We start from the raw sequence: 20,575 nt of genomic DNA on the forward strand, positions 1-20,575 counted from the left end.
GGGTCGAGTGGCCTTCCGTCCGGTGCTGGGCCGGCGTCGGAACTCGAACGAACAGGTCACTCCCATGCCTTCCTCCGCTCACAAGCTCGGCTGCGGCGTCGCCGCAGGGTTCGTCTTCCTGGCGACGGTGGGCGCCGGAGCGACCCCAGCGCACGCGGCGAGCTCCGATCCCTTGACCCCGCCGTCGGGCTGGACGGGGGTGAGCGAATCTGAGCACTGGGTCGACATGGACTACGCGACGCTCCCATGGTTCATGGAAGATCCCAACGGAAACCTCTACAACGGCACGACGGGCATCACGAGGTATGACGTTCCCGCAGACAGTGTCTTTATCGACCTCTTCCACTCGGTTTCATCGGTGCGGAGGGTGGGGGATCGGATCGACTTCCTCGCTGCCTTCCGGCAGGCGCCGAAACCCTTCAACCCGTACCCGGTGCAGCTTCCCGGCGCCAAGATGACCGAACGCGGGTATCCAGGCGTTGCGACCTTCGAGCTCCGCTTGCGCGACCTGCTGGATGACGTTGAGTCCCTTTCCTTGTCGGATTTCACAGTCGAAGGCACCCCCATCGAAAACCTGACGCTGGCGAACGGCGTGCTGCGCGGAACCCTGCGCATGCACGACAACGTCAGTGATACCCGTATCCGATTCAGCGCCACCTACACGGGTGAGGGTAACGATGTCCCGGTCCTGGGCGCTTACATGATCCAGCCCTACTTCGCCTACGGCGCGGAGTTCGACACGAGCGTCACCATCCCCGTGGAACCCGCCTCCTTCGACGTCTTCAAGACGGCGGACGTATCCGAGGTCAAGGACAAGGGCGACGAGGTCACCTACACGGTCAAGGTGGGCCGCATCCCCGGCGCCGAAGCACGGTCCTTCACGCTCACGGACGACATGAGCGACGTCCTGAAGGACGCCGAACGCTTCACGGCAGACGACATCGAGTTGCCCCAGGGGCTCTCCGCCAACGCCTCCGTGACGGACCAGGGCTTTGTCGTGTCGGGGGAGTGGCCCACCGATCCCACCACCGGCCAGCCGGTGGAGTCGCTGTCGCTGAAGTACACAGTGAGCTATGACGGAACCTCGTCTGACGATGAGCTGGTCAACAGCGTCTGCGTCACGGGGAGGAACCCGGCCCTCACCGATGACTGCGCCGACGCCTCGGTGGCCGTGGGCGAGCCCTCGGAGGAGGAGGTCAAGCCGCCGGTGAAGCCCGTTGTGAGCCCGTCGCCGAGCCCCTCCGACGAGGGCGGAGGCGAGGGCGGCTCCGACGGCGACGACGACTCAGGCACCGATGACCAGGAGTCGACGCCGGCCCCGTCCTCGGGCCGGGACTCCTCGGACGATGACTCTTCCGAGGACGGCGCCCCGCAGGCCGCCGATCCCACTCCCACCCTGAGCAGGACCGGCGCTAGCGTTCCGGCGCCGCTGCTGTGGGCCGGAGGTTTGGCCGTGGCCTTGGGCGGTGTGCTCATCGCTGCGGTGGCGCGCCGCGGGGCGCGCAGGCACTAGCCGCACGAGGGCGCCTCTCCCAGACCAGGCGCCCGGGCCGGGCCGCGAGCATCACTTCCGCGGCCCGGCCCGCACCGTGATGTCGTCGACCTCTGGAGCCGGCTAGCCCAGCACGATCCCGGCGACCACGTTGATCGCGGTGGCCAGGATGGTGAGGGAAAACAGGAACGAGAGCAGGCAGTGCCGCAGCACCACGGCGCGGATGCGGCTCGATGTCACCGAGGTATCGGAGACCTGATAGGTCATGCCGAGGTTGTATGAAAAGTAGAGGAAGTCGCTGTAGCGCGGCAGCTCCTTGTCGTTGAAGTCGATGCCGCCGTCCACGTCGTCGTAGTACTCGTACGCGTACCGCGCCGCGTACATCGCGTGCAGGCTGAACCACTGCGCCAGCACGGCCACGAGCGCCAGGATCCCGGCGCCCTTCTGCGCGTTGCCCGTCCCCACGGCGCCGATGACAAACGTCGCGGCGATGCCGATCGTCACCGCCGCCGCCATGGCCAGCTCCTCGGCCGCCGGGCGGAACTCGTCACGCTCCGCGTGCGCCTTGGTGAGCGCGGCGTCCATGGGCCACATGTGCACCCACGCCAGCACCGAGAAGGTCACGCCGCCCAGGGCCAGGCCGGTCAAGACTCCCCAGGTCCAGCCCGTCAGCACGCCCACGAGGACGCCGCCGATCACCCCTGCCGCCACGGCCGCGGCCAGCCGGGTCCAGGCACTCGAACCGCTCAATCCACGTTCGCTCACGCGCTCCCCCTTCGTCGACGCCACCCTATGTGCCGGGCCGTGCCCCGCGCCCGAGGCGCGGTGACAGACGCAGGCGGGGCACGACGTCGTGCCCCGCCTTGGGTGTTTGGCCCGCCGTCCGCGGCGGGCGGCGCATCAGGCCTTGCGCACCTTGAACGCCAGAACGATCGAGGCGATGCCGAACACCACGCCGTAGATGCCCGCCACCCACAGGGCGGCAATGATCATGCCGGCCGGGCCGGTGAACAGCGCCACGGCAAACCAGATGCCGATAATGATGTCGAGGATGCCAAGGGCGATGCTCCAGCCGCCCAGCGAGCGGTCGCCGAGGGCGGCGATGCCGCGCCCGATCAGGCCGATCACCATGAACCACAAGAAGAGCACGCCCATGAAGGCACCAGTGGAGACGGGGAAGATGACGGCCAGGAGGCCGGCGATGATCGAGACGATGCCGCTCGTGAGCGCCCAGCCCCAGCCCTTGAGGCCCTCGCGCTTCTGGCGCCAGGCGAGCGAGCTCGTCGCGAAGCCGTCCAGGATGAGCCAGAAGGCAAGCGAGTAGACGACCACGATCGCGATCGCCGTGCCGCCGATGCCCGGGGCGAGGAACAGGATGAGGCCCAGGATCACGCCGAGGATGCCCTTGACGAGCAGCCAGGTGAAGCCGGTCTTGCGGAGGTCGTCGGCGAGGTCGGCCAGGGGGGTGTTTGAGGTGGGAAGCGACATGATGACTCCAAAACTTGTCGGGGGCGATGTGCAGTCTTCGCCCCGACCCTAGGCCGCTCGCGAGCGGCGTGGAAGGGTTTGCCGTTTCTTGTCACATGGCGTTCGTGTTCGTCAGCGCCTCGTCTGGCCCCTCCTGGGCTCCCGGCAGGGTGCGGGCGGCGCGCTAGAGGCAGAAGATGTTCAGCCCGAGTTCGGGGTCCAGCTCCTTCTCGAGCGGCACCTCGGACACGGTCACAAAGAACTCGCCGGCCCCGCGCACCCAGGCCTCCTTGAGGTGCCCGGCGATCGCCGAGTAGTCCTGCCGGCCCAGCGTGGTGTGGATGTGGATGAGCGTCGTCTCGCCCTTGACCGCGATGTTGCCCTGCAGGCCCGCGATCTCCATCTGCTCGTCGAACTCGCGGTCCACGTAGGTGAGGGCGTCCGGGTCGCGGAAGAGGAGGGTGGCGCGGCCGACCGCGCCGATCCCGCGGATGGCGCCGCCGCGGATGCCTTGGGTTACTGCGAAGTCCGTCAGCGCCGCGATGACCTCCTCGCCCGTCTTCACGCTGACCACGTGGTTGGGGCCGCCGATGTGGCGCGCTGACCAGGTGGCGCCGTGCACGGCGGGGGCGGGGGTGGGGTGCTGTCCGGTGGGCTGCATGTCAGCCGTCCTCCGATTCTGCGCACGCTGGCGCATCAGTCGGGTGAACCCTCATCGTGGCCCGGAAGGCGGGGAGAGTCAATCACTGCCCGACGGCGCGTGGTGACGTGAGGCCGTGCCGTCGCCTCACCGGGGGGTGAGGCGACGGCCCCACGGGGCGCGGGTGGCTCGGGTCGCCGCGGGGCCCACCCGGGCGAGCCGGCGCCGTTGGGCCCTAGGCTTCGTGCCATGGGGAAGCGCAAGCAGCCGGCAAACATCGAGGTCCGCGGTGCGCGGGTCAACAACCTCAAGCACGTGGACGTCGACGTCCCGCTGAACTCCTTTGTCGGCGTGACGGGCGTGAGCGGCTCGGGGAAGTCCTCGCTGGCGCTCGGGGTGCTCTATGCGGAGGGCTCGCGGCGCTACCTCGACGGCCTCTCCAGCTACCAGCGCCGCCGCATCAACCAGGCCCAGGCGCCGCGCGTCGACTCCGTGGAGCATGTGCCGGCCGCGCTGGCCCTGCGCCAGCGCCCGCCGGCGCCCGGCCCGCGCTCCTCCGTGGCGACGCTCTCCGAGGTCGGCGCCGTGCTGCGCCTGAGCATGAGCCGCCTCGGCTCGCACCTGTGTCCCGAAGGCCACCCCGTCGCGGCGACGCCGGCGGCTTGGGCCTCGGAGCGCCTCGTCTGCCCCGTGGACGGGCTCGAGTTCCATCTGCCCTCCGCGGAGTCCTTCTCCTCCGCGTCCCTCGGGGCCTGCCCTCGCTGTCAGGGGCTGGGGCAGGTCTCCGAGGTGGATCGCGGCGCGCTCATCCCCGACCCGAGCCTGACCCTGGACCAGGGCGCCGTGGCGCCCTGGCGCCTCACGGGGCGCAAGCACATGCCGGTGGTCGCTAAGGAGCTCGGGGTGCGCACCGACGTTCCGTTCGAGGAGCTCACGCCGCGCGAGCAGGAGATCGTCCTGGACGGCCCCACCACCAAGCGCCACGTGGTCATCACGAGCAAGAACGGCCGCGCCTTCGAGATGGACGCCGTCTACGAGTCGGCCGTGCAATCCGTGCTGAGCCTCGGCACCAGCGCGCGGTCCTCTGGGGAGCGCCACGGCGCCGACCGCTTCCTGATCTGGGCGCCCTGCTCCGAGTGCGGGGGCTCCGGCCTGGGCCCCGCCGCCCGCACCTCCACGCTGCTCGGCCGCACCCTGCCGCAGCTCCTCGCGCTGCCGCTCGAGGCCCTGCCGGGCTTCAGCCAGGAACTGCGCGACGCCGCCTCCGAAGGCTCGGATGCGCCCCGCACCTCCGGCGCTGGGCACGATGGCGGTGCCCCGGCCGGAGCGGCCGGATCTCCCGTCCCGTTCGCGCCAGGCGACTCCGAGCCCCCGGCCGCCGCCGATCTCCCGGCACTCAACCAGGAGCCGGCCGCCCACCTGGGCGCGGAGCTGCTCCGCGCCGTCGAGCCCTTGCTCCGTCTGGGTCTCGGCTACCTCTCCCCGGACCGGCGCGGCGAGACGCTTTCGACGGGCGAGCGGCAACGCATGGAGCTCGCCGCCACCGCGATGCGCAGGACCACCGGCATGCTCTACGTCCTCGACGAGCCGACCGTGGGGCTGCACCCCGAGGCGGTGGCGGGGCTCGTGGGGGTCATGGATTCCATCGTGGAGCAGGGGAACTCCCTCGTGGTGGTGGACCACGACGTCGCCGTGCTCAAGGCGGCCGACCAGCTCATCGAGGTGGGCCCGGGCGCCGGCCGCCACGGCGGCACCATCACGGCACAGGGCACGCCGGCCCAGCTCGAGGCGGACCCGCACTCGGTGACCGGGCCGTACCTCGCTGGTGGCGCGTCGGTGGTGCTCGGCCCGTCCCTCGCGCCGCCTCCGGAGAGCGAATGGCTGAACATGCGCGTGTCGGAATACTTGTCGCTGCGGGACATTGATTTGCGCCTCCCGCTCGGCCGAATCAGCGTCATCACGGGGGTCTCGGGGGCCGGAAAGTCAGCGCTGATCGTCGACTCGCTCGTGCCGGGCATCGAGTCCATGCTCAGTGAGGCACGCAAGCCGGCCTGGGTGCAGTCGCTGAGCGTTCCGGGGCTGACGCGCCTCGTCGTGGCGGACTCGACGCCCATCGGCGCGAACGCCCGCTCCACCCCGGCCACCTACAGCGGCGTCTTCGACGAGGTGCGCAAGCGCTACGCCGCCACGGACGAGGCGAAGGCCCGGGGCTGGGGTGCTAGCTGGTTCTCCTACAACACCGCCAAGGGCGGGCGCTGCCCCGAGTGCGAGGGCCTCGGCGAGCTCTCGCTCGACCTGCAATACCTGCCGGACCTGGAGATGGTCTGCCCCGTCTGCCACGGGCTGCGCTACACCGACCAGACGCGCGAGGTGCTGCTGGACGGCCTCGACGTCGCCGCCTTCCTCAAGCAGACCATCGAGGACGCCGAGGCGAACTGGACCGGCAGCGCCAAGGGCCGCAAGACCCTGCGCTCGCTCATCGAGGTGGGCCTCGGCTACCTGACCCTCGGCGAGGCAACGCCCGCACTCTCCGGCGGGGAGTCCCAAAGGCTGCGCCTCGCGACCGAGCTGGGGCGGGGTCAGGACGGCGGGATCTTCGTGTTCGACGAGCCGGGCATCGGCCTGCACCCGAGGGACGTCGCCACGCTCGTGGGCGTGCTGCGCAGCCTCGTGGCCGCGGGCGGCACGGTCATCGTGATCGAGCACGACCTCGACCTCATCGCCAACGCCGACTGGATCGTCGACGTGGGCCCCGGCGGCGGGGACCAGGGTGGCCGCATCATCGCCGAGGGGACGGTGCGGCAGGTGCTCGCCGGCGCTCCCGGTACCGAGGGTTCCGTCATCGCTCCGTGGTTACGCGCGCACCTCGGGGTGGGCGGCTAAGCGCCTGGACGCACGACGCCGCGTGACCGGCCCGGGTGGGCCGACCACGCGGCGTCGTCGCTTGGGGCGGCTCAGGCCGCGACGGCGGCAGCTGCGCGCAGCTCGCGAGCGGAACCGGCCCGCAGGCCGCGCTGTACTCGGAGATGTTCCCGGCCTCGGTGCGCTTCTCCGGCGTCTCGATCTCCTACGCCCTCGGCGCGATCCTGGGCGGCGCGTTCGCCCCGATGATCGCCACGGCGCTCGTGCAGGCCACAGGCTACATCAACTCGGTGGCCGCGTACATCGCCGGCATGACGGTGATCTCGCTGATCGCCGTGTCCCTCGTCCGCGACCGCAGCGGCATCAACCTCTCTCCGTCCAACCAGGCGGAGCAGGAGACCGGCGCCCTCGTGATGTCCCCGGCGCCTGAAGCGGCGCGGGTCTGATCTGAGGCGCGACCGCGCGGCTCACAGCTGATGGGCAGGAGCGGCGCGGCGACATGGGCGGGGCGGGGGACCGGTGGTTCCCCGCCCCGCTTTCGCGTGTGGCGGGCGGTCCGAGCGGGTGGGCCGCTGGGCCGGCGGGCCATTGCGCCGCGGCCGGGGTTCGGGTCCGTGCTTGGGTGAGCGTGGTCCCCGCGGGCCGAGGCGCCGGGCAGCTGCACCTGGGGTTACAAGCCGTGTTCTTGGTGGGCCAGGTGATGGTGGAAGGGGCAGAGCAGCACGGCCTGCTCGACGTCGGTGGGGCCGCCCAGGCGCCACGGGTCCAGGTGGTGGGCCTCGCAGAAGGCGGCCGGGAGCGCGCAGCCCGGCGCTTGGCAGTGCAGATCGCGGGCCATGAGTGCCTTGCGTTGGTGCGTGGAGAAGAGGCGCTGAGCGCGGCCGAGCCGGAGCGGGTGCCCGGCCTCGTCCGAGGCCATGAACTGCACGGCGCCGCCGCAGACCAGGTGGGCCACACGGGTGAGCGAGACGAGCTGCTGCGTGTGCGGCATCCAGGCCGCGACGCCCAGAACGGCGCGCAGCGGATCGATGGGAACGGCCTTCGCGGACGGTGCGTGCACTTGCGGGTTCGGAAGCGCGGGAGCCCGTTGTCCCGCCGGGCCCTCCAAGGCAGGGCTCCGCCCTGGTGCCTGTCGGAGGTCCGAGTCGAGTTCGCTTGGGCTTCCGGCTGCGGCTGGCTCTTCAGGGAGCGCACCCCACCCGCGATCGGCGAAGGTTGCCGGATCGAAGGGATCGGGCTCATCGGCCGGGGCGTTGTCCCCGGCCCAGCTGTCGCTCGCCTGGTTCCACTCGGCTGTCCACCCGGCTCCCGCGAAGTTGCGGGGGTCGAAGGGGTCGTCCGGGTCCGGCCCGAGCCCCGTGTGCTCCGGGGCGGCCCAGGTGCTGGGTGGAGGTGCGGGGGAGCCACGCGTTTCGTCCGGTCCGCCGGTCAGGCTTGGTCCGTGGGGTCTGCTCGTCCGGTTCGCTTTGCTGGGGTCGCCGCTCGGAGGCGCGTGGCCGGTGCTGTCGCCGGAGGGTCCGTCGAAGAGGGTGCCGGACGCTTCACCGGAGGTGCACTCCGATCGGTCCGCCCTCGGAGGGGACCAGAAACCACCTGAAGGCACTGGTGGTGACCAGGCCCCAGCCGGCGGTTGGCCAGGGGGATGCTCTTCCGGGGAACCGATTGCGGTGTCGTTGGTGGCCTCCGTGGGGTCGTCGCCCGCAGCGGCAGCGAACGCGGTCGCGGTGGTGAGCACCAAGAGGGTGGGAGCGGCGCCCCCGACGCTCGGGGCATCGGATCCGGCCGCGTACCGCGCGACGACCGCGGCCAGGGCGTCGAAGCGGCGCTGGGCGGCGGTCCGACCGTCGTTGCCCGCTTGCGCGGAGGTTGGCGCGGCGTCAGTGGCGGGGCCGGTGCCCTGCTCGGGTGAGGGCGCGGTCTCGCGCTGGGCGCTCGGCGAGGTCATGGCGTCCAGCAGGGTCTTGAACTGCGCGCCCTCGAAGGCCGGGGCCAGGCCGCTGAGCCGCCACATGCCGTTGGCCTGCTGCGTGAGGTGCAGGTACCGGGCCTGGCGCTGCTTGCGCTCGTCGGGCTCGAGGCCGTCCGGGTCCAGAAACGCCGCCCAGAGCTTGGCCTGGTCCCGCAGCGCGACGGGGCGGAGCCGGTGAGCGTCCAGGCTACCGCGGCCCGAGGCCACCGGCGTCACGAGGCCGCGTGAAGCAGCTCCGCTACCACCGGGGGTGCCGGGGGAGCCCGGGGTGCCGCCGGCGCCGTCATGTCCGGCTGCGCCACCTTCGCCGGCCGAGCCACCTTCGCCGGGCGAGCCGGATGCGCGGCCTGCTTGGTTCAGGGCCTCGGCGACGGCCTCCGGCATGGTGCCGTGGGCGCCAGCCGTGGCCGCTCCCACCAGTGCGGCTTCCGCGGCCGCGAGGGCCTCGGGGTCCAGGCGCCGGTGATCGCTCGGGAGGCCCTGCGTGATGGTGCGGGCCTGCTCAGCGCTGATCTCCCCGGACTGCACTGCCTCTGCGAGCACCGGATAGCGCGGCGGGAGCTCCCCGGCCGAGAAGCCCTGGCGGGGCGCGGTGGACTCCGCGATGTCAACGAGGGCATGGGCGCTCGCCGTGCCGAGCCCGAGCACGTGTTCCAAGGTCACCCGGACGGAGGGGTAGCCCAGCTGCTTGTGAAGGGGCCCCGCGCTGGTCGACGGCGGGCGCACCAGGAGTTCCCGGGCGACGGCCGTCTGCAGGCCGGCGACGGTGCGGGTCAGCGCGCCGAGCGCGGACAGGGCATCCCGCAGCTCACTCGGCGTCAGAGAGGCCGAATGCTCCTGGACGGTGGCCAGCGCCACGGACGCGCCCTGGGCAGCTGCTCCGAGAGACTCCACGGCTGCCGCGCGGCCACTGGGCGACACGGGTTCGGGACGTGGCTCGGCCTCCTCTGGGGCCGGGCGCACCGGCTGGCTGACCTGGGCCCCCTGCCAATCCGCGAGGAAGCGCGCGAGCAGACCGGTCCAGGCCCGCTCCTCGGCGGGGGAGAGCACCGCGGCGAACTCCTCCGGGGGAGCGGCGGCCACGCGCCGGAGTGCGAGCACCGCGGGCGCCGTTTCGCGCCCGAATGGCTGATCCGCCATGGTCCACCCCCCTCAGCACTGAGAAGCCTTGCCTTCGATCCAGCGTGGGCCCACCCCCTGACAAGAAGTCCCTCAAAACGGCCCGAATCGAGCCTTCGTCGAAAGGTATTTGCGAAGAATGTTTGAGGGGAGCGCGGGGGCGCGGGCGTGCGGCGAAGGGTCCGGTGTCGGAGTCAGTGGGCGGAGTCTGACGCCCGGCGCGGCCCCCGGTCCCGGCGGCGGTCCCAAACTCGCCTTGCGGCGCCCCTCAGCCCCTCCGCAGGAGCAGGCTGTCGCCGTGGTCGGCGTCGGTCTCGACCACGCCGGTGCGCTCGAACCCGAGCCGCGAGGCCACCCCGAGCGAGGCCTCGTTCCACTCGCGCACCGTGGCCCATACCGTCCCGAGCCCCGACGCCTCGCCCCACGCCAGCACGGCGCGCGCCGCCTCCGTCGCGTAGCCGCGCCCCCGCACGGAGGCGAGCAACTCGTACGAGATCTCCACGGCCTCCGGCCGCTCTGGCACGCCCCCGGCGAGCAGGCCGCAGTAGCCGATCACGGCGCCGTCGTGCCGCGTCATCACGCTGAGCAGCCCTCGCCCGGCCTCCACGGGCTCCAGCGCGATCGCCTCCGCGAGCTCGGCCTCGCTCGGATGCCCCTCCGCGTCGAGGCGCCGATGCGCCGGGACGCGCGGATCGCGCTCCTCCCAGAGGGCATGCACGAGGGCGGCGTCCCCCGGCACGCGGCGCCGCAGGACCAGGCGGGGCGTCACCAGCGGGAGGGCCGAGTCCGGATGCATGCGGACACTGTCGCACCCGGCCCGCCCGGCGCCAAGCACCGACGGGTACCGGGAGGTCGGGGCCAGCGCCGGCGGATGCCGGGCGTCGCCGCGCGAGCCCCCGCGGACACGGCTCGCTCACCGCGTCACCCTCCGTTCATCATCGACACGTACGCTCACCGGCATGAACCAGTCGCCCGCCCTGCAGCGCCGCCTCGGCCCCCTCGACGCCGTAGCGATCGGCCTGGGCTCGATGCTCGGCGCCGGCATCTTCTCGGCGCTGAGCCCCGCGGCGGCAGCGGCCGGCTGGGGGATGCTCGCGGGCCTCGCCGTGGCCGGCATTGTCGCCTTCTGCAACGCCACCTCCTCGGCTCAGCTCGCCGCGCAGTACCCCACCTCGGGCGGCACATACGTCTACGGCCGCGAGCGCCTGGGGGAGTGGTTCGGCTTCGCCGCCGGGTGGGCGTTTGTCATCGGCAAAACAGCCTCGGCCGCAGCGATGGGCTTCGTCTTCTCCGCGTACCTGGCCCCGCCCGGCTGGGAGAAACCGCTCGCATGCGCGGCCGTCGCTGCCCTCAGCCTCATCAACGTCTTCGGCATCACCCGCACGGCCCTCGCCACCAAGGTGCTGCTCGCGCTCACGCTCGCGGCGCTCGCCGTCGTGGTGGTGATCGGCTGGAACCGGCCGGCCGCTCCGGCCCAGGCGAGCGACGTCGTGCCCTCCCTGCCCGGCGTGCTCCAGGCCGCCGCCTTCCTGTTCTTCGCGTTCGCCGGGTATGCGCGCCTGGCCACGATGGGCGAGGAGGTGCGCGAACCGGCCCGCACCATCCCCCGCGCGATCACGCTAGCGCTCTTCCTGGCGCTCGGCGTGTATGCGCTCGTGGCCGTCACCGCGCTGCGCGCGCTCGGCCCGTCGGGCCTCGCCGGATCGGCGGCCCCGCTGGCCGCCGTCGCTTCTATGCCCGACGCCGCATGGTCGGGAATCGCCGTCACGATCGGCGCCGTCGCGGCGGCCCTGGGCGCGCTCCTCGCGCTCATCGCCGGCATCGGGCGCACGAGCCTCGCGATGGCGCGCGAGGACGATCTTCCGCGCTGGCTCGCCGCCGTGCATCCGCGCTTCGGCACGCCGCACCGCGCGGAACTGCTGCTCGGCGCCGTGGTCTGCGCCGTCATCCTGGTGAGCGATGTGCGCGGGGCGATCGGCTTCTCGAGCGCCGGCGTGCTCCTCTACTACCTCGTCGCCAACGCGGCGGCGTGGACGCAGACGCCCGAGCATCGGCGCTACCCCCGCGCCCTGCAGGCGCTCGGCGCGGTGGGCTGCCTCGCCCTGGCGTTTGCCCTGCCGCCGGCCTCCTGGCTCGGGGCGATCGGCGTCCTCGCCGTGGGGCTGGTCTACCGCTGGGCTCGGCTGCGGCTCAGCGGCGGGTCAGGTACTCGGGCGTCGCGTACCGCGCCTTGAGGCAGTCGAGGAGCCCGTCCATGGTGCTCTCCAGCGGGACTTCTTCGGAGAAGAGCAGGTCAACGGGGTAGAGGCCTACGGGCGTCGCGGTGCCCTGCACCATGCCGCGGAACTCCTCCGTGACCGTCGCCAGGTCCACCCCGGCCTCCTCGGCGATGAGCTCGAGGGTCACGTCAATCCGGGGCCTTCGCGCGAACGCGGGCCCGCGCGCACCGGCGCAAGGCGCGATGAGGCGCACTACCTAGCGCGCGCCGTCGGGCACCGGGGCGGTGGCCCTGGCCAGCGCCGCGTCCAGGGCACGCCAGGCGCCGAGCTCGTAGGACACGATGATGAGCATCGGGGCCGCGAGCACCACCAGGATCGAGACCCAGAGGGGCGCGCCCAGCAGCGAGAGGCCCACGGCCGCGACCGGCAGCAGCAACACGATCGCCTGCAGCGGGGCGTTGCTTGTGAAGTGCGAGATGAGCCACGAGTGCAGCAGGTAGAGGGAGACGAAGAAGAGCAGCACGGGGATCGCGATGGAGAGCGTGACCGTGGTGGAGCTCAGGTGGTAGTGCTCGTCGTAGGCGTAGCCGACCACGTGCAGCCCCGCGCCGACCGCAGCGATGGCGCCGAAGAGCACGATGTGACCGTAGCCCCACGGGAAGGCCTTGGTGCGGCGGGCGGCGAGCACCTCGCCGTGCGGGACCAGGAAGTACGTCCACCACATGGCGAAGGAGAGGGCGATGCCGGAGGCGACCACCACGATCGCGTCAAAGCTCCAGCCCTGCGCGGTGGAGATCTCCGTGGCGGAGGCGAGCGTGCCGAAGACCGTCTCGCCGAGCGCGATGATCGCGAGCAGGGCGTAGCGCTCGGCGATGTGATGCGGGTGCCACGGGGTGGCGCCGCCGCCCTTCTTCGCGCCCTTAATCTCGGCCGTGATGGGGCCGCCGAGCTCGATGAGCATGAGGATGACAAACGCCACGGTCGCCTGGGGAACCGTGAACGGCACGATCGCCACGACGATCCAGCCGATCTGCGCGGCACCCACGAACCCCGCGTAGCTCAGCGCCGCGACGCGGTACGTCGGATCCGACGTGGCGGCGCGCAGCCACTGGAGGATGAGGCCAACGCGCATCACGACGTAGCCGGCCACCATGACGCGGTTGTCGAACACCTCGCCGTGGTCGATCGAGGCGAACATGGCTGGAAGGCCGATCGCCAGGACGATCACGCCGACCATCTGCACCATGGTCAGGGCGCGGAAGAGCCAGTCGTCGGTGTCGAACGCTGAGGCGAACCACGTGAAGTTGATCCACGCCCAGACCAGCGCGACCATCGCGGCGCTGAAGCCCAGCGCGCCGGGGCCGGGGTGGCCCACCGCGATGGCATGGGCGAGCTCGTTCCCGGCGACGCCGAACGCCGCTACGAAGGTCAGGTCGAAGAGCAGCTCGAGCGGGGTGGCCGTCCGCCCGTGTTCCGTGATGCTGCGGCCGCGCATGCGGCGCAGTCCGTGTCTGTAGTGGCCATCCACGATGCTCATCGCGTTCCCCTTCGTCCCCTGCTGTTCTCAAGCGCGTCCCCCGCGCCGTCAGATACCGGGGACAAACACTAGGGCCTCGGCGGGGGCCGGGGGAACGGTGGCGCCGCGAGCGGCGGCTCACCGCAGGTGCGCCCCGAAGCCCTCCCGCCCCGGCGCGAGGTCCGCGCGGAGCACGCGCGCGCCGTCGTAATCCTCCAGCAAGCGGCGGAAGGGGAGGGGCTCCTCCTCCCACACGCCGACCAGGCGCTCCCGCAGCCTGGACCGGGCGGCGTCGAACCCCTCCCACAGGGGCGTGTCGACGCCCAGGAGCGTCAGCGGCCTCAGCGGCGCGATGCCCGTGTACCAAAGCAAGCCGTGGGTCACGGGGAAGAGGAGGTCGTCGATCCCGCCCGTCACGCCGCGCGGGGTGAAGGCGCTCTCGCGATCGCCCGCCGCGGTGACGATGAGACCGCGCTTGCCTGCAAAGGCGCCGTCGCCGAACTTGCGGGGCTGCCCGTCCGCGTCGTGGAGGCCGTAGGCGAAGCCCTGCGTGAAGACCCTGTCGACCCAGCCCTTGAGGACCGCCGGCATCCCGTACCACCACAGCGGATACACCAGGACGAGCAGGTCGGCGGCGCCCAGGAGCGCCTGCTGCCGCAGTACCTCCGGGGACAGGGTGCCGGCGAGTAGCGCCCCCTCGGCGGCGTCGCCCAGCGGTCCGGTGAACGCCTCGATGCCGTAGTCGCCGGGGCCCGGAACGGGGTTCCAGCCCACCTCAACGAGCCGCACGACGTCGACGTCGTGGCCTTCAGTGCGCAGGGTTGCGGCGGCGTCGTCGGCCAGCCGGGCGGTGAGGGAGGCGCCGGAGGGCGCGCCCGAAACGATGAGTGCTCGCATGTTTCGACGCTAGGTCGCGCGCGCTGGCCGCGGTAGTACGGTCTTTGATGTCACCAGGTGGCCGACGGGCCACCCACCTGCGCCCGACCGGGCGCCTTCAGCGGGAGCACATCGTCATGCGTGAACAAGTGCGGAGAGCCTTTGCCGTCTGCCCCATCGAGGTGGGCATCGCGGTGGCCGGCGGCGACTGGAAGTTAACGATCGTCTCCAAGCTGGCCGAGGGCACCCACCGCTTCGGCGCGCTGCAGCGGGCCGTGGGCCCGGTGTCAGCCAAGACCCTGGCCCGGCAGCTGCAGGCGCTCGAGGAGGACGGTGTGGTGCTGCGCGTGGCCCACGCGGAGGTGCCGCCCCGCGTCGAGTACTCGCTCACCGAGGCCGGCGTGGAGCTGGCGAAGATCGGCGAGGCCCTGGGGCGGTGGAGCGCCGCCTACCTGCCGGAGCCTGAGCCGGTCGGGGTCCTCCCGGCGGCCGACGACGCAAGCCTCGGGGCGTGAGCATGGGAGGCGAGCCGCGCCCGAAGCTGCCTCCTGCCGTCGTCGAACGCCTCGAGGCCCTGCTGGCGGCGCGCGACCGCGCCAACATGGCGCCCACGATCGCCGCGCTCCTGCCGATCCTCGAGGCGTATCCGGAGAGCGCGAGGGTGCTCTACGAGGTGGGCGGCGCCTACGACACAGCGGGGGAGGAGGCGACGGCGCGCGGCTACTACGAGCGCGCCCTGGCCGCCGGGCTGGGAGGAGACGAGCGCCGTCGTTGTTTCCTTCAATACGGCTCCACCCTGCGCAACCTGGGGGAGCTGGAGGCCTCGCTCGCCGTCTTCGAGCGGGCCCGCGGCGAGTTCCCTGGCTCCGCCTCGTTGCGCGCCTTCGAGGCCATCACGCTTCACGCCGCCGGGCGGTCGGACGAGGCGGTCGCCGCCCTGCTGGAGGTGGCGGCCGAACACGTCGGGGCCGAGGAGATCCGGCGTTACGTTCCGGCCCTGCTCGGCAACGCCGCGTGGATCCGCGAGCAGGCGGCGGCGGCCGTGGAGGAACCCCGGAGGGGCCCCACAGCGCAGACCTAGGCCCGCCCCGTACTGTCGAAGACATCCTCAACAGGGTGCGAGTGATGACAAGCGAAGGCCCCGGCTTCCCCCAGCCGGGGCCTTCGCTTTGCCTTGAGCCGGCGCGCCCGAGCGCCGGCGCTCCGGCAACCCGGCGCGTTCGGTGCACTGGGGCGCCGCGAGGCACGACGGCGGAACGGGGGTCAGGCGGCCCGGCTCGCTAGATACCCCGGCGTGGCAAAGCGGCGCACCATGAGCTCCTTGAACTCGAGGAAGGCCTGCTCGAGAGAGAAGCGCTCCCCGAGGACCCTCCACGCCGGCACCACGCCGAGCAGGAAGACCGTGAGCTGCCGGTGCAGTTCCTCCGGATCGGCCTCAGCACGGATCTGCCCGTCTTCGATGCCGGTCGCGATGGAGACGCGCATGTGCTCAAGGATGAAGTCGTGGTGCTGGACCAACCAGTCGTGGGCCGGATGCTTGGGATCGACCGCGGCGACGTTCACATCAGAGTAGAGCTGGTAGAGGCCTGGAGTGTTCATGCCGCGGCTGAGCGTGGCGGTGAACGCGTCGAACGAGGCCCAGCCCCGCGGCCGCTGCCCCTTGAAACCGGCGTCCTGCAGGCCCACGTTCATGAAGGCCAGGGAGACGGCCAGGGCGCTCTCGATGGTGGGGTACTGCGCGCGGAGCGCGTCGAGCGGCGTGCCGGACTCCTCGGCCAGGAGTTCGAGGCTGACGTTGCCGAGACCTCGCCCGGCGAAAAGGGCGCCGGCGGTGCGAAGCACGCGCGAGGTGGATGCCGCCCCGAGGGGGAGGTCGAGGGGTGCCGGGATGTCGCTGGCGGTGGCGGCGGGGGAGGTAGGCATGGTTGCTCCAAGGTCCGGGGGAGGCTCCACCCAAGCCGTCCGCGCGCTCGAGGGCAAGGGCCAGCGTCGATCCGGCGCTGCGGGGCCGCGCTGGCCCTGTCCAGGGAAGCGGCACGGCGCGCACAGTGCATCCTCAGACCCACCCCGTACTGTCGTAGACATCCTCAACAGGGTGCGAGTGATGACAAGCGAAGGCCCCGGCAACCCCCCGCCGGGGCCTTCGCTTTGCCCTGGGGGTCTGGAGCCCGACGACGGGCGGTCGGCTTAGGCCGCCGCCTCCAGCATCGCTTCGTAGCCCTCCCGATACCCCGGGAACTCGAGGGATCCAAGCAAAGCCAGCAGCGCCGCGCCGTCGAACACCCGGCCGTCCGGGCCGCCCCCGGCGTCCGCCGGCACGGGCACGCCGAGCCGCCGGGCGAGGAAGCCCAGCACCTCGCCGAGCGGCGCCGGCGCCTGGTCGACGGCGTGGAGCACGGCGGGCGCGTGGCTCGCGTCCAGCAGGGCGCGGAGCGTGCGCACGAGGTCGGCCTCGTGGATGCGGTTGGTCAGGCGCGCATGGTTGGCCGGGCGGCCTTCCCTCACGGTGCGAAGCAGGAAGTCGCGGCCCGGCCCGTAGATCCCGGCCGGGCGCAGGATCGTGCCGCCGAAGAGCTCGCGAGCCACCTCCTCGGTCTCCACGAGGGCGCGGGCCCGCTCGGTTCCCGGCACCGGCGCGTCAGCCTCGGTCAGCACGGCGCCCGCGGGCGCCCCGTCGAAGACGCGCGTGGAGGAGACAAGAATGGTCCGCGCGGGCACCGACGGCAGCGCCGAACGCAGGTGGCGCAGCGCCGCGGCCGCACCGTTTTCGCCGTCCGGCAACGAGATGGGCGGCAGCGTGATGACCGCGGCGTCGGCCTCGGGCAGGCCGCCGGCCGGCGGCGCCGCGGCCAGGTCCACCGCGACCCGCACAAAGTCAGTTGGTAATCCGGACGGATCCCGGCGCACCGCCACGACCTCGTCCCCGCGCTCCAGCAGCTGCGCTCCGAGGGCCGTGCCGAGCGCGCCGCAACCGATCAGCAGCACCCGGCTCACAGCGCGAACGCCACGTCGCTCGGCGGCGAGATGTAGTCGTCCTTGTGCGTCACGGGTGCGGCGAGCAGGCCCGTCGCCGCGTCGATGAGGAAGTAACCGACCGACTGCCAGCTGCCCTTGGCCTCGCCGCGCTCGAGCGACGCCTCGTGGGAGGCGCACAGGCCCACGACCATCCCGCCGAGCACGCCGGAGCGGGCCTTGAGCAGGTTCTCCGGGACGTGATCCAGCTCGGGATGGCCGTGCTCGAAGGCGCTCGCCAGGCCCGGGTTGTTCTTCACGGAGTCGGCAATGACGCCCCGCACCGAGGGGAGGGCCCCCAGCTGCTGCAGGCAGCGGGCGCGCCAGCTCGGCACGGGCAGGGACGCAAGGTGCTCCACCCACGGCAGGATCCGCGGGGCGATGTGGTCGGCCAGGGTGGGGTGCTCCGGGAGGCGAGCGAGGAGCTCGGCCCGCCGCCTCGTCATGTCGTCGCGCCCGCGGCCCAGGAGGGCCACGATGAGGCCCTCGCGCCCGCCGAAGTGGTACTTGATGGCCGAGTGGTTGGCGCTGCCGGCGTGCTCGGTGATGCGGCGGTTGGAGACGGCGTCCACGCCCTCGGTGGCGAAGAGCTCCTCGGCGGAGTCGAGCAGGATCTCGCGCGCCTTCTCGCTGTGTTGTCCCATAGCTTCCTTTTCCGGCCCTCGGCCCGGCCTGCGCCGGGTCTCGCCCCACGCTACCGCCCCCCTGATGATGCGGCTTTCCTGTGCGTTTGCCAACAGTTGTCGGCTCAACGATCCAAATTTACGCCACGTGGCGTAAATTGTTCTCCTGCCCTTCGCGGGCCGCCATACCGAATCTCCGCGCCGACTCGAGCGCACACGCAGCAGGAGCCTTGTCTTGACCCACGCATCACCCACCCCCTCGGAGTCCTCACCCCCCGAGGGCGGCGGAAGGCACCTGGCCGACGACGCGTCGTCGGGCATCGACACCGCGCTCGCCGAGCGCGCGGAGACGAGCGGGGCCACCGGCCCCGCCGACGCCTGGGCTCCCGAAGCGGAGCCCATGGAAGGGGAGAAGGCGGCCGCGGCCGCCAAGCGCGCCAAGGCCGAGACCATCGGCCGCTACGTTGCCATGTTCGTCATGCCCGTCCTCATGGTCGGCATGATGATCTGGGGCTACCTCTTCTCGATGCACAACCCCACGCCGCACAACATGCCCGTGGTGGTGGCGGGCGCCGGGGCGTCCTCCCTGAGCCAGGCCATCGAGTCCTCCGAACCCGACGCCGTTGAGGCCACCACGGCCGAGAACGCCGAGGAGGCCCGCTGGCAGGTGACCGACCGCGAGGTTGCCGCCGCGGTGGTCGTGGAGGGCGAAACCGCCACGCTGTACACGGCCACCTCGGCCGGCGCCTCTCAGGCGACAACCATCACCCAGCTCGTCACGCCCTCCCTGATCGAGGCGGGCCTGAGCATCAAGAGCGAGGACCTGGCGCCGCTGCCGGACTCCGACCCCGCGGGCCTCGGTGCCATGTTCATGGCGACCGCCCTGGTGATGGCCGGCTACCTGCCGCTGTCCATCACGCTCTCCAACGCGCCCACGCTCATGCGCTTCCGCCGCTTCGTGCCGCTCCTGGCCGGCTGGGCCGCCCTCGTGGCCGGCCTGACCTGGCTCGTGACCGGGCCGATCCTGGGCGTGGTGTCCTCCGACGACGGGTGGGCCGTGTTCGGCATCGCCGCGCTAGGTGTGTTCGCGATCGGCGCCGTGCAGCTCTTCCTGACCCGCATCATGGGCCCCATGGCCGTGCTCGCCGCCATGTTCCTGCTCATGGTGCTCGGCATGCCGGCCTCGAACCTCTCCATCTCGATCTACACGGCGCCGCCGTTCTACGTCTTCCTGCACTCCTTCCTGCCGACGCCCGCGATCGGCGAGGCCATGCGCTCCGTGCTGTATTTCGGTGGCAACGGCGCCTGGCCGCACCTGCTGGTCCTGATCATCGGCGCCGTGGCCGGCCTGGCACTGACCCTGCTGATCGACGCCCTCAAGCGCCGCAAGAACCCCACCCCGGGCCTGGTCATGGTCAACATGCCCTCGCTGCACGGCGGCCCGCGGCCCAAGACCCGCTTCTGGCGCTACGCCTCGCTGATCTTCTTCCCGTTCGCCATGGTCGCGCTCATGCTCTCGTGCATGCTCGGCGCCATGCAGTCCCCGACGCCGCGCGACATGCCCGTCGCCGTGGTGGGCGCCAGCACGCAGCAGGCTCAGCAAGCCGTGGACGGCATGAACGAGCGGCTGGGCGACATGTTCGATTTGCGTGTCGTGGAGTCCTCGAACGAGGCCCGCGAGCAGGTCGAGGACCGCGAGATCGTCGGCGCGTTTGTCCTGCCGTCCCGCGAGAACCCGCAGGCCACCGTCATCACCAACCAGTCCGCGGGCTCCAGCGCCGAGCAGACCGTCACCCGCGTGTTCACGCAGGTGGCGCAGGCCCAGCAGCTCGAGGTGGTCAACGACGACGTCGCGCCGCTGCCCGAGCGCGATTCCATGGGCTCCGTGACCCTCTACGTGGCGATGGGCTGGATCATGGCCGGCTTCATGATCATCGTGGTGGGCGCCAACGCAGCCCCGGCGAGCCGCCCGCTGCGCAAGCTCCTGCCGATCGTGGCCGTCTACTCCGTGGCGATGTCGGCGCTCATCTGGCTCATCGCCGTGCCGTTCACCGGCTCCGTCGACGGGCATTTCTGGCAGCTGCTCGGCACGGGCGTCGTGGTGACGTTCTGCGTGGCGATGTTCGCCACGGTGCTCGAGCGCCTCATGGGCCTGCTCGCGATCATCCCCGTGGTGGGCGTGCTGATGTTCCTGGGTGTTCCGTCCTCCAACGGCGCGCTGTCCATCTACATGGAGCCCGAGCTCTTCCGTGGCCTGCACGAGTGGCTGCCCATGCCGGCCGCCGTCGAGGCCGCCCACTCGATCCTGTACTTCGGTTCCGACACGCTCGGCACGAGCCTGCTGTGCGTCATGGCGTGGGGCGCCGCCTCGCTCGTCCTCGTCGCGATCATCGACAAGTTCAAGCCCGTGCGCACCACGAGCCCGGTGATCATGGTCCCGGCCCACGGTTCGGAGACGGTGCACTTCCGCGAGCTGGCTGAGAAGGCGGAGCGGGAGGCGGCCGAGGCCGCCGCTGCCGAGGTGCCCGACGGCGCCGCGTCCCGTCCCGAGGGTGGGTCCGGTTCCGGCGACAAGGAGCTCGTCAACGCCTGAGGCGGGTGACGCGCGCGAACGGTGAGGGGGCGGCCTCGGGGGATTCCCCCGGGGCCGCCCCTTTGCGCTCTGCGGTCGAGGTGGCGCTTCTCCCCTCGCCTGCGGCCCCCGGACTCCCGCTTTCGACTCCGGCTCGGACCGCGCGGCACCCTACCGGCGGAGATTGCGTGCCTTGCGCCGTGAAGGG

17 protein-coding genes and 1 pseudogene are annotated in these 20,575 nt (G+C 71.9%); 7 read left to right on the forward strand and 11 right to left on the reverse strand.

All coding sequences use genetic code 11. The features are described 5' to 3' along the window. Nucleotides 1–64: 64 nt before the first annotated feature. Nucleotides 65–1,513 (forward strand): DUF7927 domain-containing protein, encoded by a 1,449-nt coding sequence (locus DWB68_RS12765; RefSeq protein WP_119425510.1) that lies wholly within the window; start codon nucleotides 65–67, stop codon nucleotides 1,511–1,513. Nucleotides 1,514–1,615: 102 nt separating this feature from the next. On the opposite strand, the gene DWB68_RS12770 is transcribed toward DWB68_RS12765, so the two are convergent. The 3 genes from DWB68_RS12770 to DWB68_RS12780 form a co-directional block, all read right to left on the reverse strand. Beyond that, complete coding sequence (locus DWB68_RS12770) at nucleotides 1,616–2,257, reverse strand: DUF1345 domain-containing protein (RefSeq protein ID WP_119425511.1); 642 nt, start codon at nucleotides 2,255–2,257, stop codon at nucleotides 1,616–1,618. A gap of 135 nt (nucleotides 2,258–2,392) precedes the next feature. After that, nucleotides 2,393–2,980: a DUF308 domain-containing protein gene (locus DWB68_RS12775; RefSeq protein WP_119425512.1), complete on the reverse strand. Its 588-nt coding sequence runs from the start codon at nucleotides 2,978–2,980 to the stop codon at nucleotides 2,393–2,395. Nucleotides 2,981–3,143: 163 nt separating this feature from the next. After that, nucleotides 3,144–3,620 (reverse strand): PPC domain-containing DNA-binding protein, encoded by a 477-nt coding sequence (locus DWB68_RS12780; protein WP_158588312.1) that lies wholly within the window; start codon nucleotides 3,618–3,620, stop codon nucleotides 3,144–3,146. A 228-nt stretch (nucleotides 3,621–3,848) separates the two neighbouring features. Here DWB68_RS12780 and DWB68_RS12785 point away from each other — a divergent pair, with 228 nt between their 5' ends. Together DWB68_RS12785 and DWB68_RS12790 are read left to right on the forward strand one after the other, a co-directional pair. Then, the gene (locus DWB68_RS12785) at nucleotides 3,849–6,482 is read left to right on the forward strand and encodes an excinuclease ABC subunit UvrA (protein ID WP_119425514.1); all 2,634 of its coding nucleotides are present in this window, start codon (nucleotides 3,849–3,851) and stop codon (nucleotides 6,480–6,482) included. A gap of 116 nt (nucleotides 6,483–6,598) precedes the next feature. Next, a pseudogene (locus DWB68_RS12790) lies at nucleotides 6,599–6,907 on the forward strand (MFS transporter); the annotation flags it as partial. A gap of 224 nt (nucleotides 6,908–7,131) precedes the next feature. Here the strand turns inward: DWB68_RS12790 and DWB68_RS12795 are convergent. Both DWB68_RS12795 and DWB68_RS12800 read right to left on the reverse strand, forming a co-directional pair. Beyond that, the gene (locus tag DWB68_RS12795) at nucleotides 7,132–9,570 is read right to left on the reverse strand and encodes an HNH endonuclease signature motif containing protein (protein WP_119425515.1); all 2,439 of its coding nucleotides are present in this window, start codon (nucleotides 9,568–9,570) and stop codon (nucleotides 7,132–7,134) included. 247 nt (nucleotides 9,571–9,817) lie between these two features. Next, a complete protein-coding gene (locus tag DWB68_RS12800) occupies nucleotides 9,818–10,345 on the reverse strand; it encodes a GNAT family N-acetyltransferase (protein ID WP_119425516.1) in 528 nt (175 codons plus the stop codon). Nucleotides 10,346–10,508: 163 nt separating this feature from the next. Here DWB68_RS12800 and DWB68_RS12805 point away from each other — a divergent pair, with 163 nt between their 5' ends. Further along, nucleotides 10,509–11,783, forward strand: a complete 1,275-nt coding sequence (locus DWB68_RS12805; protein WP_119425517.1) for an APC family permease — start codon at nucleotides 10,509–10,511, stop codon at nucleotides 11,781–11,783. On the opposite strand, the gene DWB68_RS12810 is transcribed toward DWB68_RS12805, so the two are convergent. The 3 genes from DWB68_RS12810 to DWB68_RS12820 all read right to left on the reverse strand — a co-directional run bounded on the left by DWB68_RS12810 (nucleotide 11,740) and on the right by DWB68_RS12820 (nucleotide 14,181). Beyond that, the gene (locus tag DWB68_RS12810; RefSeq protein WP_119425518.1) at nucleotides 11,740–11,955 is read right to left on the reverse strand and encodes a hypothetical protein; all 216 of its coding nucleotides are present in this window, start codon (nucleotides 11,953–11,955) and stop codon (nucleotides 11,740–11,742) included. The genes DWB68_RS12805 and DWB68_RS12810 overlap by 44 nt on opposite strands. 69 nt (nucleotides 11,956–12,024) lie before the next feature. After that, nucleotides 12,025–13,305 (reverse strand): low temperature requirement protein A, encoded by a 1,281-nt coding sequence (locus tag DWB68_RS12815; RefSeq protein WP_119425519.1) that lies wholly within the window; start codon nucleotides 13,303–13,305, stop codon nucleotides 12,025–12,027. 117 nt (nucleotides 13,306–13,422) lie between these two features. Next, a complete protein-coding gene (locus DWB68_RS12820) occupies nucleotides 13,423–14,181 on the reverse strand; it encodes an NAD(P)H-dependent oxidoreductase (protein WP_119425520.1) in 759 nt (252 codons plus the stop codon). 116 nt (nucleotides 14,182–14,297) lie between these two features. Here DWB68_RS12820 and DWB68_RS12825 point away from each other — a divergent pair, with 116 nt between their 5' ends. Together DWB68_RS12825 and DWB68_RS12830 are read left to right on the forward strand one after the other, a co-directional pair. After that, entirely contained in the window at nucleotides 14,298–14,675 is a 378-nt protein-coding gene (locus tag DWB68_RS12825) for a winged helix-turn-helix transcriptional regulator (protein ID WP_119425521.1), read from the forward strand. A gap of 2 nt (nucleotides 14,676–14,677) precedes the next feature. Continuing rightward, nucleotides 14,678–15,241, forward strand: coding sequence for a tetratricopeptide repeat protein (locus DWB68_RS12830; RefSeq protein ID WP_119425522.1), 564 nt, complete (start codon nucleotides 14,678–14,680; stop codon nucleotides 15,239–15,241). Nucleotides 15,242–15,423: 182 nt separating this feature from the next. Here DWB68_RS12830 and DWB68_RS12835 read toward each other — a convergent pair whose 3' ends face one another. From DWB68_RS12835 to DWB68_RS16300, 3 genes are all read right to left on the reverse strand, one after another. Further along, entirely contained in the window at nucleotides 15,424–16,083 is a 660-nt protein-coding gene (locus tag DWB68_RS12835; protein ID WP_119425523.1) for a hypothetical protein, read from the reverse strand. A 264-nt stretch (nucleotides 16,084–16,347) separates the two neighbouring features. Continuing rightward, complete coding sequence (locus DWB68_RS12840) at nucleotides 16,348–17,154, reverse strand: Rossmann-fold NAD(P)-binding domain-containing protein (RefSeq protein ID WP_119425524.1); 807 nt, start codon at nucleotides 17,152–17,154, stop codon at nucleotides 16,348–16,350. Next, a complete protein-coding gene (locus tag DWB68_RS16300; protein WP_158588313.1) occupies nucleotides 17,151–17,816 on the reverse strand; it encodes a TetR/AcrR family transcriptional regulator in 666 nt (221 codons plus the stop codon). The genes DWB68_RS12840 and DWB68_RS16300 overlap by 4 nt, the downstream gene beginning before the upstream one ends. 214 nt (nucleotides 17,817–18,030) lie before the next feature. Here DWB68_RS16300 and DWB68_RS12850 point away from each other — a divergent pair, with 214 nt between their 5' ends. Beyond that, nucleotides 18,031–20,388, forward strand: a complete 2,358-nt coding sequence (locus tag DWB68_RS12850) for an ABC transporter permease (RefSeq protein WP_199700453.1) — start codon at nucleotides 18,031–18,033, stop codon at nucleotides 20,386–20,388. Nucleotides 20,389–20,575: the final 187 nt, after the last annotated feature.

The sequence above is a fragment of the Galactobacter valiniphilus genome (assembly GCF_003575975.1).
GTDB lineage: Bacteria > Actinomycetota > Actinomycetes > Actinomycetales > Micrococcaceae > Galactobacter > Galactobacter valiniphilus.